Source organism: Pseudomonas sp. CCOS 191, from assembly GCF_001007005.1.
In the GTDB taxonomy this organism is placed as follows: domain Bacteria; phylum Pseudomonadota; class Gammaproteobacteria; order Pseudomonadales; family Pseudomonadaceae; genus Aquipseudomonas; species Aquipseudomonas soli.
The window spans coordinates 2,165,088-2,177,892 of sequence record NZ_LN847264.1 but is presented as its reverse complement, the minus strand read 5'-3'; the positions used below and the strand labels follow the sequence as shown (position 1 = coordinate 2,177,892).

General features: G+C 65.5%; 17 protein-coding genes. 8 read left to right on the top strand and 9 right to left on the bottom strand.

Going from position 1 to position 12,805, the window contains the following annotated elements; genetic code table 11:
• Positions 1 to 10: 10 nt before the first annotated feature.
• The gene (locus CCOS191_RS10085) at positions 11 to 571 is read right to left on the bottom strand and encodes a carboxymuconolactone decarboxylase family protein (RefSeq protein WP_046855060.1); all 561 of its coding nucleotides are present in this window, start codon (positions 569 to 571) and stop codon (positions 11 to 13) included.
• A gap of 102 nt (positions 572 to 673) precedes the next feature.
• On the opposite strand from CCOS191_RS10085, the gene CCOS191_RS10080 reads away from it, so the two are divergent.
• On the top strand, positions 674 to 1,588 hold the full coding sequence (locus CCOS191_RS10080) for an AraC family transcriptional regulator (protein WP_046855059.1): 915 nt from the start codon (positions 674 to 676) through the stop codon (positions 1,586 to 1,588).
• A gap of 7 nt (positions 1,589 to 1,595) precedes the next feature.
• On the opposite strand, the gene CCOS191_RS10075 is transcribed toward CCOS191_RS10080, so the two are convergent.
• From CCOS191_RS10075 to CCOS191_RS10060, 4 genes are all read right to left on the bottom strand, one after another.
• Positions 1,596 to 2,474: a DMT family transporter gene (locus CCOS191_RS10075; protein WP_046855058.1), complete on the bottom strand. Its 879-nt coding sequence runs from the start codon at positions 2,472 to 2,474 to the stop codon at positions 1,596 to 1,598.
• A 176-nt stretch (positions 2,475 to 2,650) separates the two neighbouring features.
• Positions 2,651 to 3,151 carry an acetyltransferase gene (locus CCOS191_RS10070; protein ID WP_046855057.1) on the bottom strand — a complete coding sequence of 167 codons (501 nt, stop codon included), beginning with the start codon at positions 3,149 to 3,151 and terminating at the stop codon, positions 2,651 to 2,653.
• A gap of 117 nt (positions 3,152 to 3,268) precedes the next feature.
• Positions 3,269 to 3,688, bottom strand: a complete 420-nt coding sequence (locus CCOS191_RS10065; RefSeq protein ID WP_046855056.1) for a RidA family protein — start codon at positions 3,686 to 3,688, stop codon at positions 3,269 to 3,271.
• A gap of 90 nt (positions 3,689 to 3,778) precedes the next feature.
• The gene (locus tag CCOS191_RS10060) at positions 3,779 to 3,991 is read right to left on the bottom strand and encodes a PLDc N-terminal domain-containing protein (protein WP_031315336.1); all 213 of its coding nucleotides are present in this window, start codon (positions 3,989 to 3,991) and stop codon (positions 3,779 to 3,781) included.
• Between the two features lie 127 nt (positions 3,992 to 4,118).
• Between CCOS191_RS10060 and CCOS191_RS10055 the strand changes: the two genes are divergently transcribed.
• Positions 4,119 to 4,868, top strand: coding sequence for an SIR2 family NAD-dependent protein deacylase (locus tag CCOS191_RS10055; RefSeq protein WP_046855055.1), 750 nt, complete (start codon positions 4,119 to 4,121; stop codon positions 4,866 to 4,868).
• Positions 4,869 to 4,886: 18 nt separating this feature from the next.
• Here the strand turns inward: CCOS191_RS10055 and CCOS191_RS10050 are convergent, their stop codons facing one another.
• Both CCOS191_RS10050 and CCOS191_RS10045 read right to left on the bottom strand, forming a co-directional pair.
• Positions 4,887 to 5,354: a hypothetical protein gene (locus CCOS191_RS10050; RefSeq protein WP_046855054.1), complete on the bottom strand. Its 468-nt coding sequence runs from the start codon at positions 5,352 to 5,354 to the stop codon at positions 4,887 to 4,889.
• A 61-nt stretch (positions 5,355 to 5,415) separates the two neighbouring features.
• Positions 5,416 to 6,030, bottom strand: a complete 615-nt coding sequence (locus CCOS191_RS10045) for a LysE family translocator (protein WP_046855053.1) — start codon at positions 6,028 to 6,030, stop codon at positions 5,416 to 5,418.
• Between the two features lie 112 nt (positions 6,031 to 6,142).
• On the opposite strand from CCOS191_RS10045, the gene CCOS191_RS10040 reads away from it, so the two are divergent.
• Positions 6,143 to 6,595 (top strand): Lrp/AsnC family transcriptional regulator, encoded by a 453-nt coding sequence (locus CCOS191_RS10040; protein WP_046855052.1) that lies wholly within the window; start codon positions 6,143 to 6,145, stop codon positions 6,593 to 6,595.
• A 25-nt stretch (positions 6,596 to 6,620) separates the two neighbouring features.
• Here CCOS191_RS10040 and CCOS191_RS10035 read toward each other — a convergent pair whose 3' ends face one another.
• Positions 6,621 to 6,971, bottom strand: coding sequence for a hypothetical protein (locus CCOS191_RS10035; protein WP_046855051.1), 351 nt, complete (start codon positions 6,969 to 6,971; stop codon positions 6,621 to 6,623).
• A 177-nt stretch (positions 6,972 to 7,148) separates the two neighbouring features.
• Between CCOS191_RS10035 and CCOS191_RS10030 the strand changes: the two genes are divergently transcribed.
• The 3 genes from CCOS191_RS10030 to CCOS191_RS10020 all read left to right on the top strand — a co-directional run bounded on the left by CCOS191_RS10030 (position 7,149) and on the right by CCOS191_RS10020 (position 9,639).
• Entirely contained in the window at positions 7,149 to 7,328 is a 180-nt protein-coding gene (locus tag CCOS191_RS10030) for a hypothetical protein (RefSeq protein ID WP_046855050.1), read from the top strand.
• A 73-nt stretch (positions 7,329 to 7,401) separates the two neighbouring features.
• Complete coding sequence (locus CCOS191_RS10025) at positions 7,402 to 7,782, top strand: glycine zipper domain-containing protein (protein ID WP_046855049.1); 381 nt, start codon at positions 7,402 to 7,404, stop codon at positions 7,780 to 7,782.
• 606 nt (positions 7,783 to 8,388) lie between these two features.
• Complete coding sequence (locus tag CCOS191_RS10020; protein ID WP_046855048.1) at positions 8,389 to 9,639, top strand: 2-aminoadipate transaminase; 1,251 nt, start codon at positions 8,389 to 8,391, stop codon at positions 9,637 to 9,639.
• A 3-nt stretch (positions 9,640 to 9,642) separates the two neighbouring features.
• Here CCOS191_RS10020 and CCOS191_RS10015 read toward each other — a convergent pair whose 3' ends face one another.
• On the bottom strand, positions 9,643 to 9,945 hold the full coding sequence (locus tag CCOS191_RS10015; RefSeq protein ID WP_046855047.1) for a hypothetical protein: 303 nt from the start codon (positions 9,943 to 9,945) through the stop codon (positions 9,643 to 9,645).
• 193 nt (positions 9,946 to 10,138) lie between these two features.
• On the opposite strand from CCOS191_RS10015, the gene CCOS191_RS10010 reads away from it, so the two are divergent.
• Both CCOS191_RS10010 and fusA read left to right on the top strand, forming a co-directional pair.
• The gene (locus tag CCOS191_RS10010) at positions 10,139 to 10,567 is read left to right on the top strand and encodes a hypothetical protein (protein ID WP_046855046.1); all 429 of its coding nucleotides are present in this window, start codon (positions 10,139 to 10,141) and stop codon (positions 10,565 to 10,567) included.
• Between the two features lie 67 nt (positions 10,568 to 10,634).
• Complete coding sequence (gene fusA / locus CCOS191_RS10005) at positions 10,635 to 12,746, top strand: elongation factor G (protein ID WP_046855045.1); 2,112 nt, start codon at positions 10,635 to 10,637, stop codon at positions 12,744 to 12,746.
• The last annotated feature ends 59 nt before the right edge of the window (positions 12,747 to 12,805 follow it).

Here is a 12,805-nt window from a genome sequence, read left to right as displayed (position 1 = left end):
CAGGCCTCGGTCAGGCCGAAGGCTGCCAGCGGTATTTGCCAAGCTCGTCGTTGAGCGGCGTCTGGGCGAACACATTAGCAAAGTTGCACAGGGTTGCGAGGCTGACACCGAGAATCACTTCCAGCGCGTTGCCTTCGCTGAAACCGGCTTCACGGAAGGCCTGGTAGGTGGCGTCGCTGACATTGCCGCGGGTGGCGATCACTTCACGGGCGAACGCGGCCAGGGTTTCGTAGCGGGCGTCGGGCAGTTCGCCGCGGGCACGCAGGGCATCGACCACTTCCTGGGGCAGCTTGGCCTTGTTCAGCGCCACGGCGGTGTGGCCGGCGACGCAGAAGTCGCAGCCGTGCTGGGTGGCGGCGATCAGCTGCACCACTTCGCGCTCGGCCAGGGTCAGCTCGGACTTGCCGTTGAGCGCCGAGACGGTGACGTAGGTTTCCAGCGCCGCCGGGGCGTTGGCCAGGATGCCCAGCAGGTTGGGGATGAAGCCGGAGTTCTTCTGCGCGTTCTCGAGGAACGGGCGGGCGGCTTCCGGAGCGGTCTGCAGGCTGTGTAGAGTAATGCGCGCGGACATGGAGTGGTCTCCTTTGATGTAGGTCGCTACAGTCTGTTGGTTATAAGAAGTAGCATCCATATTCATCAGTCGCCTTTCCTTGCTCCAGAGTCCTTGCATTAGATGATTTCTTCCAGCCCCCTCGTCGATTGGTTATTAGAGAGCCTGGAGCTCGATGCCAGCCTGTTCCATGTGGGCCGCTACTGCGGCGGCTGGCACGCCAGCACCCAGGGCCTGGGCCGGGCCAGTTTCCACCTGGTGGTGCAGGGCCATTGCTGGCTGCACATCGACGGCCAGGCGCAGCCGCTGCGCCTGGAGAGCGGCGATGCGGTGTTCCTCTTGCGTGACCTGGCCTATCGGTTGTCCGGCGACGAGAATGCCGCCGACGCCTGTGCCCAGCCGCGCCGGAGCATGCAGGCGCTGGACCTGGAAGCCGGGGACGGCGTCGGGTTGGTATGTGGTTTCTTCCACTTCCGGTCGGGGTTGTCATCATTGATCGTCGACGGACTGGCGGACTGGATCCTGCTGCGCGCCAGCGACCCCGCTGGCAGCGCGGCGCGGGCGCTGTTCGGGCTGATCCTCGAGGAATGCCGGCGCCCGCAGCCGTCCCAGGCGCTGCTCGAACGCCTGACCCACCTGTTGTTCCTCTATGTGCTGCGCCAGCAGGCACACGACGGCCAGGCGCTGGGCGGGCTGGTCGCCCTCGCCCGCCAGCCGGCCTTCGCCGGGTTGCTGGAGCGCTTGATCGAGGCACCAGGCCAGGCCTGGACGCTGGAGGCCATGGCGGCCTGCGCGGGGCTTTCGCGCTCGGCATTCTTCAAGCGCTTCAACGAACTGGCCGGGCAATCCCCCGGGCAGGTGCTGCTGGCGCTGCGCATGCGCCATGCCTGCCAGTTGCTCAAGGCCGGGAATACCGTCGAGCAGGTAGGCGCGCAGGCCGGGTATCAGTCGGTGGCGGCGTTCACCCGGGCCTTCGCCAAGGCCGTCGGGGTGCAGCCGGGGGCATACCGCAAGCAGCACGAAGGGCGCGCGGGGTAAGGGCCGTTCAACGTCGCCGTTGCATCCAGGCAGCCCCAAGCCCGCTGAGGCAGATCACCGCGATACCGACCAGGCTGGTACTGTCCGGCACCTGTGCGAACACCACCAACCCCAGCAACCCGGCGAACACGATCTGGCAATAGCTGAACGGCGCCAGCAACGCCGGCGCGGCATGGCGGAACGCCTGGGTCAGCAGCAGGTGCGCGGTCATCCCGCAGCCGCCCAACGCCAGCATCAGCGGTACATGCGGCCACTGCGGCGTCTGCCAGAAGAACGGCACCAGCGCCGTCATGACCAGGGTGTTGCACACGCCCGCGTAGAAGTTGCTGGTAGTTGGGCTGTCATGGGCCGCCAGCTTGCGCGTCAGCAACTGATAGAAACAAAAGCACAGGGCCGAACCGAAGGGAAACAGGATTGCCGGGGTAAACATCGCGCCGCCCGGGTGCACCACCACCAGCACCCCGACGAAACCCATGACCACCGCCAGCCACTGTCCCGGGGTTACCCGCTCTCCGAGCAGCGGCACCGACAATGCAGTGACCAGCACCGGGGCGAGGAAGTTGACCGAGGTCGCCTCCGCCAGCGGCAGATACTGCAGCCCGGCGGTGAACAGCAGGCTGGTGCTGAGCAGGCTCAGCGCACGCAAGGTCTGAAGCAATGGCCGGCGGGTGCGCAGTACCGCCAGGCCAGCCTTGGGCAGGAAGATCCCGGCCATCAGCAAGGTGTGCACCAGGTAACGGACCCACACCACCAGGATGACCGGGTAGATCCCGCCGAGGAATTTCGACAAGCCGTCGTGGCTGGCGAACAGGAAGGTGGCCACCACCACCAGGGTGATACCGCGCAACGGCTGGTTGACTCCGGACAACGGTGTACTGGAACTCATGGGGCTCTCGGGCGATTGCCCCGGCATGGCGCCCGGGCATGGGCGGATTCTAGAAGAGAAGCCAGAGGGTGGACAAAGCATTGTGGTCCAATCAGTACATTCTGTTCGCTGATCGGCCACTTTCCCACATCCCTTCGCTGCCAGCGAGGGCGCAAACCATGCTGGTGCTCGCCCCGTCAGTGCAATCGCTGGGTCACCAGGAAGTTGCGCAACGACGGCTCGTCATCCAGGACAATCTCCCGCACCGGCCGTGGCAGGTCGGCCAGTACCGCCTGACAGAACGCCAGGGCCGGGGCATCCTCGCCGTAGCAGCGCACCAACCAGTCACCTTGACCCTCGCACAGCGTGCGCCGCGCTACCGCCAGGCCCACGCCCTGGCGGCGATATTTCTTGAGCACGAACAGGTCGGCCAGCTCCCAGGCATCGATGCCGGGCAGTTCACTGCGCTCGATAAGCAGGAAGCCGGCGATGAAACCGTCCACCAGTATCAGGCTGGCGCTCCAGCCTGGGGTTTGCCAATAGCGGGTGAAGTGCGGCTCGTGGAGGTAGAAGCGCCCATCCGCCTCGACATCTTCCTGCTCCCAGTCAGAGGACTCGTAGGCGTAGAACTGGTAGAGGTTGCGCACCAGGTCGGCATGCTCGGGGCCGGTCTGGAGCAGTTCGACAGGGAGGGTCATGGAACGGGCTCGATGAATACGGGAGCGCGAGTCTACCTGGGCGCTCAGGCGTTTGCAGCGGGGCGGCGGCGCATCCATCCTCGCGGCGCGTCGCCACGACGATGGATGCGGGTTTTGTCACATCTGCGGCAGGGCCGCCACGGCGTCCACTTCCACCAGCATGCCGTCCAGCGCCAGGCGCGGCACCGGGATCAAGGTGCAGGTCGGGGTCATCCGGCCGCCCCAGGCACGCTCGGCCTCGGCCACCCACTGGCGCAGCCGTGCCTCGGAATGGTCAACCACCAGCAGGGTGAGCTTGCACACGTGCTCGAGCGTTGCCCCACGGGAAGCCAAGGCGATCTTCAGGTTCACCAGGGCTTGGCGCGCCTGCTCGTCGAAACGTGCCGACAACTTGCCCTGCAGGTCCTCGCCGCCCTGGCCGGCGATATACAGCAGGCGGCTGCCGGCGCGCACCTCGGCGACGTGGGAATAGGCATTGCCACTGGGGTCGTAGAGGCCTTCGGGGTTGCTCAGGGCAAAGGCGGCTGGCTGGGTCATGGTATCGCTCCATCGATGGAAAGAGCGGCCGAGTATCAAACCTCAGGCTAAGTCGAGGTCAAGCCCCGCTTGCCACACCTTGATCGGCGCCTATTTTTCCTGCAGCACCGCCCTGCCCTTCACCGCGCGCGGCCCACGCCAGGCCCAGAACAACAGGCCCGGGAACGGTGCATAGACGACGAAAACCACCCACAGCATCTTGCGCTCGGCGCGCCGATCACTGCCGATGATGTGCCAGATGGCCCAGATTTCCAGGAGGATGACGACGAGCGCGACAACGAACCAGATTGTTCCGATTTCCATGAGTCTTCTCCTATTGGCTGTACTGGCTTGGGTTGTCGCGCGCGCCGAGGGTTCACTCGGATCTTGTCCGGCCCGCAGCCCACTGGCACAGTGACCGACCGCCCTGCACCGTACCATGGGAGCCCTCATGCCATTCGATCCGACGCTGCTTGCCCAGGCCCGCCACGTGGTGGTGTTCACCGGCGCCGGAGTGTCCGCGGAAAGTGGCATCGCCACGTTTCGCGACAAGCTGACCGGCCTGTGGGCGCGCTTCGACCCAGCGCAGTTGGCCAGCGCCGAGGGCTTTCGCGCCGACCCGGCGCTGGTCTGGGGCTGGTACCAGATGCGCCGCGCCGGGATCGCCAAGGCCGTGCCCAATGCAGGCCACCTGGCCATCGCCGCGCTGGCCGCGCAGGTGCCGCAGCTGACCCTGATCACGCAGAACGTCGACGACCTGCACGAACGCGCCGGCAGCCGTGCCGTGCTGCACCTGCATGGGCGGCTGGATGCCTTTCGCTGCCTGGACTGCGCGCGCCCGGCGGATGAGCCCGTGGCACTGCCCGAGGAGGCCGCTCACGGCTGTCGCATGGAACCACCGCGCTGCGCTTGCTGCGCCGGGCCGCTGCGCCCCGGTGTGGTGTGGTTTGGCGAGATGTTGCCCGAGGCGGCGCTGGAGCAGGCATTCGCCGCCGCGCGGCAGTGCGATGTACTGCTGTCGGTAGGCACCTCAGGCCTGGTACAGCCGGCGGCCTCGATACCTCGCATGGCACTGGCGGCGGGGGCGACGGTGGTGCATGTCAATCCGCAGCCTGTGCCCTGCGAGCATCCGCGGGCGTTCATGCTGCCCGGCAAGGCGGGTGAGGTGCTGCCGCAACTGCTGCGCCAGGCCTTCGCCTGAGCGACCGGGCAGGCCGGTTCAGCGGCCAGCCTGGTCCAACGCAGCCTTCAGGGCATCGGCATCGGCGTAGCTGTTGCGCGCTGCCACCACGCCGTGATCCAGCGCCAGCCACAGCACCTTGCCTTCGTCCCCGGCATAGCGGCTGGCGACCCGGCCGTCGCGGTCGAGCAGTACCCGGTAGCTGTAGTCGCGCATGGCCGGGATGGCGAACAGCTTACTGATCAGCGCCGGCATGCGCTGGATATCCGCGACGAACACGGCATGGCGCGCCTCCAGGTAGCCTTTGGGCTGCTCGGACAGGGCCGCCTTGACCAGCTTGGCACCGTCCATGTCGCGGGCGACCAGCAGGACCTGGGTGTCGGCCCCCAGGCTGTATGGCTGGTCGTACTGGTCGAGCAACGTCCAGGGCGCGAGGGTTTCGCCAGGTTGCGCGGCGTGGGCCACGAGCGCCAGCAGGCTGAGCAGAAGTGCGGCGGCGTATTTCATGAGGGTCCGGTCCGAATCGTGAGGGCCGTCAGCATAGCCCAACCCGCCGTGCTTGACAGGCTCAACGCAACTGCCCGGCAATCAGCCCCACGGCAATCAGGATCATCACTCCACCGGACAACCGGCCCACGGCCTGCGCCGCGGCAGGCCGGGTGCGCAGCACGGCCTTGGCGCCGTAGCCGACCATCAGGTAGATCACCAGCGAACTGCCCAGGTGCACCAACCCCAGCAGCAGGATCTGCAGCGGCAACGGCCAGCTCGACTGCGGGTCGGTGAACTGCGGCAGCAAGGCCAGGAACAGCAGGAACACCTTGGGGTTGAGGCCGCTGACGCACAGGCCCTTGAATGCCCAACGCGAACCCGAGTCCTGCCCGCCACCCGCGCCGGCCTCAGGCACCGCCGGGCTCAGCAGCAGGTTGCCGCCCAGCCACAGCAGGTACACGCACCCTGCCAGGGTCAGCAAGGTCAACGCCAGCGGGTGACCGGCGATCAGGCTGCCGACCCCGGCAGCGACCACCAGGGTGACGAGCAGATGCCCGGACAACATGCCCGCCACCGCCGGCACGACCCAACGCCCGCGCATGCCGGCCGAGATGGCGTAGGCCCAGTCGGCGCCGGGGGTAATCACGAACAGCAGGGAAACGGCCCAGAACGCCGTCAGTACACTCATGGCCATTTCGAGCCTTCCTTTCACACAGGTTTCGGTGAAAGAAAGACTACGGATATCGCCCAGGGATTTTCTTTCGTATATTCCCCGCAACACGCCAAACAATGGAAGAATCTTCCCCATGGATCGAACTGATCGCAAGATCCTTGCCGAGCTGCAAAAAGACGGGCGCCTGTCGGTGACCGAACTGGCCGAGCGCGTGGGCTTGAGCCTGTCGCCCTGCCACCGGCGCCTCAAGGCGCTGGAGGACACAGGCGCCATTCTCGGTTATCACGCCCGCTTGGCCCCGGCGGCCCTGGGCTTGAATTTCGCCGCGCTGGTATTCGTGACCCTGCGCGAGGTGACCCGCCAGCCGGTGGCGGACTTCGAGGCGGCGCTGGCGGAAATCCCGCAGATCGTCGAGGCCCAGCGCCTGTTCGGCGACCCCGACTACCTGCTGCACGTGGTGGCCAGGGACCTGCCGGCCTTCCAGAAGCTGTATGACGAGCAACTGACCAGCATTCCCAATGTGAAGCGCCTGAGTTCGACGCTGGTGATGAAGGAAGTGATTCAGGACCGGCTGCTGCCGATGTGACCCTGCGCCGCTGGCCGAGTACGGCCTACAGGCAGGTGGCGGCTGCCGCGCGCCGGCGCAGGGCCATGCCGTCGTTCTTCTGCGCGTAGTAGTCCACTCGCGTGCCGCCGGCCTGGGCATAGACGTCGACGAACGACTCGGCCTCGCGGGTGTACACGGTGAAGCCACCTTGCTTGCGGGCCTCCAGGTAACCGCTGGCGTCGACCCCGAAGGTGTTCTCTTCCTGCCAGCTGAACTGGATGCACTGGGCCACCAGATCCGGCGTCTTGTGCGAATCCAGCTGCGCGGTGGGTGCGCCGCCGCGCGCCGCTTCCATGGTCGACGATGCACAGCCCGCCAGCAGCAGCGCCACGGTGATCGGCAGAATTGCTCGCATGTTCCATCCTCGGGACAAAAAAAGAAGGTGACTCTAGCATTGCCCAGGCACCAGGTGAATCGCCGTCGCCGTTCATCGCCGCCGCAATAAAATCTTGCGCGACAAAGAACCAAATCGATCGCCTCGTGTCTCAGGAGGTACCGCGTAAACCCTTGCGGATCAAGGACCTATAACGTGATGAAACGCCTTGCAAGCCTTTCCATGGTCGCCACCCTGCTGCTGCTCGGCGGCTGCTACAGCAACCATTACCACGATGATGACGATGGCTGGCGCGACCGTGACCGCGGCCACCGTCACCACCATCGCCATGACCGCGACGATGACGACCGCCAGTACCGTGACCGTTACTACCGCTGAAGCGTCCTTGCAACCCTGACTCGCCGCGAGCATGCGGCAATCTACCCCTGATGACTCCCCTGAGGTTCATAACATGCGTCTGACTCTGCCTTCCCTCGCCCTCGGCCTGCTGCTTTGCCAGGGCGCTTTCGCCGGTGACGGCACCGCAGCCATCGGCGGCGGCCTGGGTGGCGCCCTCGGCAACGTCGTGGGCAAACAGATCGGCGGCAGCACCGGTGCGGCGATCGGCGCCGGCCTCGGTGGCGCGGCCGGCAGCGCGGTGGGCGCGCGCAAGGGCAACCGCACCGAAGCGGCCATCGGCGGCGGCCTGGGCTCGGCGGGCGGTTCGCTGATCGGCGGCAAGCTCGGCGGCTCCAACGGTTCGACCATCGGTGCCGGCCTGGGCGGCGCGGCCGGTGGCGCCATCGGTAACCACATGGGCGACAACAACCGCAAGCACAAGCGTCGCCACTGATCCCAACGGTCGAAGGCTCGAAGCGAAACAGCAAAAGGCGGCTGCCCCTTAAGGGACAGCCGCCTTTTGCTTTGGCGCGATTGCAGCGTGCGGGTCATCCATTTCAAGGTCTTTGGGCGTTATGGCTATAGACGGGATGAGGGCCTCCAGATGTCCGCCGCAAATATTGCAGCGCCTATCAGATCGAGCGCCGCCCGCGCGGCGCATCGCGGATGAATCCGCTCCTACATTTGTTGCAACGTGACCATGCCTGATAGGCCATGGTTGTAAGCCTTGTGCGCTCGACGCGATTTTTCGGTGGGCATTGCCGGCACCCCACCTGTCTTGCGCCCTGCGCCAAGGCTGGCAACCATGGCCTGACAGGTTCGGTACGTTGCAACGAATGTAGGAGCGGATTCATCCGCGATGCGCCGCGCGGGCGGCGCTCGGTTTCAAGAGCGCTGCAACTCTGTCGTCGAACACCCTGAAAGGCCTGAGCGCAATGGAAGCTAGGCGTCCCCCGCAGAAATTCATGAATCAAAGGAATGACGGCAATCCAATAAATCGTTTGCGGATACCCCCTGCACGCTTCGATATTCACGCCATCGAATCACAGGCGCCGCGCACATGAATCAGCCAAGCATCAGCCAGTCCATTGCCATCGTTCACCCGATCACGCTTTCCCATGGTCGCAATGCCGAAGTCTGGGATATCACCGGCAAGCGCTACATCGACTTCGTCGGCGGCATCGGCGTGCTCAACCTGGGCCACTGCAATCCGGCGGTAGTCGAAGCGATCCAGCAGCAGGCCACGCGCCTGACCCACTACGCCTTCAACGCGGCGCCCCACGGCCCCTACCTGGAGCTCATGGCGCGCCTGCGTGAATTCGTCCCGGTCAGCTACCCGTTGGCCGGCATGCTCACCAACAGCGGCGCGGAAGCGGCGGAAAACGCGCTTAAGGTCGCCCGCGGCGCCACCGGCAAGCGCGCCGTCGTCGCCTTCGACGGCGGCTTCCATGGTCGCACCCTGGCCACCCTCAACCTCAATGGCAAGGTAGCCCCGTACAAGCAACGCGTGGGGGAACTGCCAGGCCCGGTCTATCACCTGCCCTACCCCAGCCCGAACACCGGAGTGAGCTGCGAACAGGCGCTCAAGGCCATGGAACGCTTGTTCAGCGTGGAGTTGGCGGTGGAGGACGTGGCGGCGTTCATCTTCGAGCCGGTGCAGGGTGAAGGAGGTTTCCTCGCCCTTGATCCAAGCTTTGCCCAGGCCTTGCGCCGCTTCTGCGACAGCCACGGGATACTGATCATCGTCGACGAGATCCAGTCCGGTTTCGGCCGCACCGGGCAGCGTTTCGCCTTCCCCCGACTGGGTATCGAGCCGGACCTGCTGCTGCTGGCCAAAAGCATCGCCGGTGGCATGCCCCTGGGCGCGGTGGTCGGCCGCCGGGAGATCATGGACTCGCTGCCCAAGGGCGGCCTGGGCGGCACCTACTCGGGCAATCCGATCGCCTGTGCGGCGGCCTTGGCGAGCCTTGCGCAGATGACCGACGACAACCTCGCCACCTGGGGCGAACGCCAGGAACAGGCCATCGTCGCACGCCATGCACGCTGGAAAGCTGCAGGATTGTGCAGCTCGCTCGGCCGCCTGACCGGGGTCGGCGCCATGCGCGGGCTGGAGTTCGTCAACGGCGATGGCAGCCCGGCACCGGCGCAACTGGCCAAGGTGCTGGAAACGGCGCGTGCCAAGGGGTTGCTGCTGATGCCCAGTGGCAAGGCGCGGCATATCATCCGCCTGTTGGCGCCACTGACCATCGAGGCCGAGGTGCTCGAGGAAGGGCTGGATATCCTCGAGCAGTGCCTGGCTGAACTGGGGTAAGGCTTACAGGCCCAGCTCTTCGGGGGTGGGCATGTCGCATTCGAAGGCGATCCAGCCGCCTTCGAGTTCGGCATGGCCGTTGACGATCAGGCCGTAGTAAGTAAGGCCATTTTCCAACGTGACGCAGATGTGCGTGGCGCCTTTTTCCGGTGCCGCGAGCGTTCCGACGAAATGCACCTTCTTCAGCACTTCGGTTACCGCCTCGAGGCCCACGCGCATGTTGCTGTTCTCCGAAGCCTCGGTATCGCCCCCACGGTCTTCGGCGCTGACGGTCACGGTGGCGATGTAGGGGTATTTGCTGCTCAAGCGGGGTTACCTCGGGGTATGGGGCTGGAATTGGGCGACAAGAGTACGGCAGACGCTCGGGGTTGTCTCTACCGGCTCATCGCGGGGCAGGCCCGCTCCCACGGGAGGCCCTGCGACCTGGCTGACATGGCCTCGCGGGCGCCGATCTGTTAGGGTGCCCGCCGATGCATGCCCCACCACGCGAGGATACCGAGTGAGCGCAGAACAACCCCTGATCGCCGACCTGTTCGAGGTCGACAAACGCCTGACCCTCAAGCCCGTCGTGGACTTCAACGCCTACCTGCGCAACGCCTTCGGCGACGGCCCCTGCCGCTGCCACCGATGCGTCGAGGGCAATGGCGACGAGAGCAGCTACAGCCACCGCCACAGCTTCGAACTGGAAGGCCGCACCCTGCACCGACGCTTTGCCAGCACCGCCGGCAGCGACGTGTTGATGGTGCTGAAGAAGGCCTGGCTGTCCTACACCAAGGCCGAACTGATCACCGTCGGCGCGCTGGACATGGCTACCCTCAAGGCCTTCACCGACGCAGCCCTGCACGAACGCCTGCTGGCCCTGTTGCCGGCCAGCGGCCTGGCGCGTGAAGCCGAGGGCCAATGGCAGCTGCAGGTGCTCGCCGACTGACGGTCGCCCCGGCAGGATTCTCCCGCTCTGCTACCTTGGGAGAATCCTCACCCGCAGGTGACCCGCCATGGCCCGCACGACTCCCATCGAGCTGTACCGCAATATCGGCATTGTCGCTCACGTGGATGCCGGCAAGACCACCACCACCGAACGGATCCTGTTCTACACCGGGGTCAACCACAAGATGGGCGAGGTGCACGACGGCGCCGCGACCATGGACTGGATGGCTCAGGAGCAGGAGCGCGGCATCACCATCACCTCGGCGGCCACCACGGCCTTCTGGCAGGGCTCGACCAAGCAGTTCGAGCACAAGTACCGCTTCAATATCATCGACACCCCCGGCCACGTCGACTTCACCATCGAGGTGGAGCGCTCGCTGCGCGTGCTCGACGGCGCAGTAGTGGTGTTCAGCGGCGCCGACGGGGTCGAGCCGCAATCCGAGACGGTGTGGCGCCAGGCCAACAAGTACCATGTGCCGCGCCTGGCCTATATCAACAAGATGGACCGCCAGGGCGCGGACTTCCTGCGCGTTGTGAAGCAGATCGACCAACGCCTGGGCCACCACCCGGTACCGATCCAGCTGGCCATCGGCAGCGAGGAAAACTTCATCGGCCAGATCGACCTGGTGAAGATGAAGGCCATCTACTGGAACGACGCAGACAACGGCACCAGCTACCGCGAAGAAGAGATTCCCGCCGAACTGCAGGCACTGGCGGACGAATGGCGCGCGCACATGATCGAAGCCGCCGCCGAGGCCAATGACGAACTGACCGTGAAGTTCCTCGAAGGTGAAGAGCTGAGCGTCGACGAGATCAAGGCCGCCCTGCGCCAACGCACCATCGCCAACGAAATCGTCCCGACCATCCTCGGCTCGTCATTCAAGAACAAGGGCGTGCCGCTGATGCTCGACGCGGTGATCGACTACCTGCCCGCCCCGTCCGAAATCCCGGCGATCAAGGGCACCGACCCGGACGATGAAGAGAAGCACCTGGAACGCCACGCCGACGACAAGGAGCCTTTCTCGGCCCTGGCCTTCAAGATCGCCACCGACCCGTTCGTCGGCACCCTGACCTTCGCCCGGGTATATTCGGGCGTGCTCAGCTCGGGCAATGCGGTGCTCAACTCGGTCAAGGGCAAGAAGGAGCGCATCGGCCGCATGGTGCAGATGCACGCCAACCAGCGCGCCGAGATCAAGGACGTGTGCGCCGGCGATATCGCCGCACTGATCGGCATGAAGGACGTGACCACCGGCGACACCCTGTGCGACATGGACAAGCCGATCATCCTTGAGCGCATGGATTTCCCCGACCCGGTGATCTCGGTGGCGGTGGAGCCGAAGACCAAGGCCGACCAGGAGAAAATGGGCATCGCCCTGGGCAAGCTGGCCCAGGAGGACCCGTCGTTCCGGGTCAAGACCGACGAGGAAACCGGCCAGACCATCATCTCCGGCATGGGCGAGCTGCACCTGGACATCATCGTCGACCGCATGCGCCGCGAGTTCAACGTCGAAGCCAATATCGGCAAGCCGCAGGTGGCCTACCGCGAGAAGATCCGCAACACCTGCGAGATCGAAGGGCGTTTCGTGCGCCAATCGGGCGGGCGCGGCCAGTATGGCCATTGCTGGATCCGCTTCGCCCCGGGCGACGAAGGCAAGGAAGGCCTGGAGTTCGTCAACGAGATCGTCGGCGGCGTGGTGCCGCGCGAGTACATCCCGGCGATCCAGAAAGGCATCGAGGAGCAGATGAAGAACGGCGTGCTCGCCGGCTACCCGCTGATCAACCTCAAGGCGGCGGTGTTCGACGGCTCGTACCACGACGTCGACTCCAACGAGATGGCCTACAAGATTGCCGCCTCCATGGCCACCAAGCAGCTTTCGCAGAAAGGTGGCGCGGTGCTGCTGGAGCCGGTGATGAAGGTCGAGGTGGTGACGCCCGAGGAGTACCAGGGCGATATCCTCGGCGACCTGAGCCGGCGCCGGGGCATGATCCAGGATGGCGACGAGACCCCGGCCGGCAAGGTGATCCGTGCCGAGGTGCCGCTGGGCGAGATGTTCGGCTACGCCACCTCGATGCGCTCGATGACCCAGGGCCGGGCGAGTTTCTCGATGGAGTTCACCCGCTACGCCGAGGCGCCGGCGAGCATTGCCGATGGCATCGTAAAGAAGAATCGCGGCGAGTAAGCCTTTCTCCTATAGCGGCCCTATCGCCGGCAAGCCGGCTCCCACAGGATTGTCACTGC

Coding starts and splice junctions, on each gene's coding strand:
- CCOS191_RS10085 (WP_046855060.1), bottom strand. CDS start 571: ATGTCCGCGCGCATTACTCTACACAGCCTGCAGACCGCTCCGGAAGCC.
- CCOS191_RS10080 (WP_046855059.1), top strand. CDS start 674: ATGATTTCTTCCAGCCCCCTCGTCGATTGGTTATTAGAGAGCCTGGAG.
- CCOS191_RS10075 (WP_046855058.1), bottom strand. CDS start 2,474: ATGAGTTCCAGTACACCGTTGTCCGGAGTCAACCAGCCGTTGCGCGGT.
- CCOS191_RS10070 (WP_046855057.1), bottom strand. CDS start 3,151: ATGACCCTCCCTGTCGAACTGCTCCAGACCGGCCCCGAGCATGCCGAC.
- CCOS191_RS10065 (WP_046855056.1), bottom strand. CDS start 3,688: ATGACCCAGCCAGCCGCCTTTGCCCTGAGCAACCCCGAAGGCCTCTAC.
- CCOS191_RS10060 (WP_031315336.1), bottom strand. CDS start 3,991: ATGGAAATCGGAACAATCTGGTTCGTTGTCGCGCTCGTCGTCATCCTC.
- CCOS191_RS10055 (WP_046855055.1), top strand. CDS start 4,119: ATGCCATTCGATCCGACGCTGCTTGCCCAGGCCCGCCACGTGGTGGTG.
- CCOS191_RS10050 (WP_046855054.1), bottom strand. CDS start 5,354: ATGAAATACGCCGCCGCACTTCTGCTCAGCCTGCTGGCGCTCGTGGCC.
- CCOS191_RS10045 (WP_046855053.1), bottom strand. CDS start 6,030: ATGGCCATGAGTGTACTGACGGCGTTCTGGGCCGTTTCCCTGCTGTTC.
- CCOS191_RS10040 (WP_046855052.1), top strand. CDS start 6,143: ATGGATCGAACTGATCGCAAGATCCTTGCCGAGCTGCAAAAAGACGGG.
- CCOS191_RS10035 (WP_046855051.1), bottom strand. CDS start 6,971: ATGCGAGCAATTCTGCCGATCACCGTGGCGCTGCTGCTGGCGGGCTGT.
- CCOS191_RS10030 (WP_046855050.1), top strand. CDS start 7,149: ATGAAACGCCTTGCAAGCCTTTCCATGGTCGCCACCCTGCTGCTGCTC.
- CCOS191_RS10025 (WP_046855049.1), top strand. CDS start 7,402: ATGCGTCTGACTCTGCCTTCCCTCGCCCTCGGCCTGCTGCTTTGCCAG.
- CCOS191_RS10020 (WP_046855048.1), top strand. CDS start 8,389: ATGAATCAGCCAAGCATCAGCCAGTCCATTGCCATCGTTCACCCGATC.
- fusA (WP_046855045.1), top strand. CDS start 10,635: ATGGCCCGCACGACTCCCATCGAGCTGTACCGCAATATCGGCATTGTC.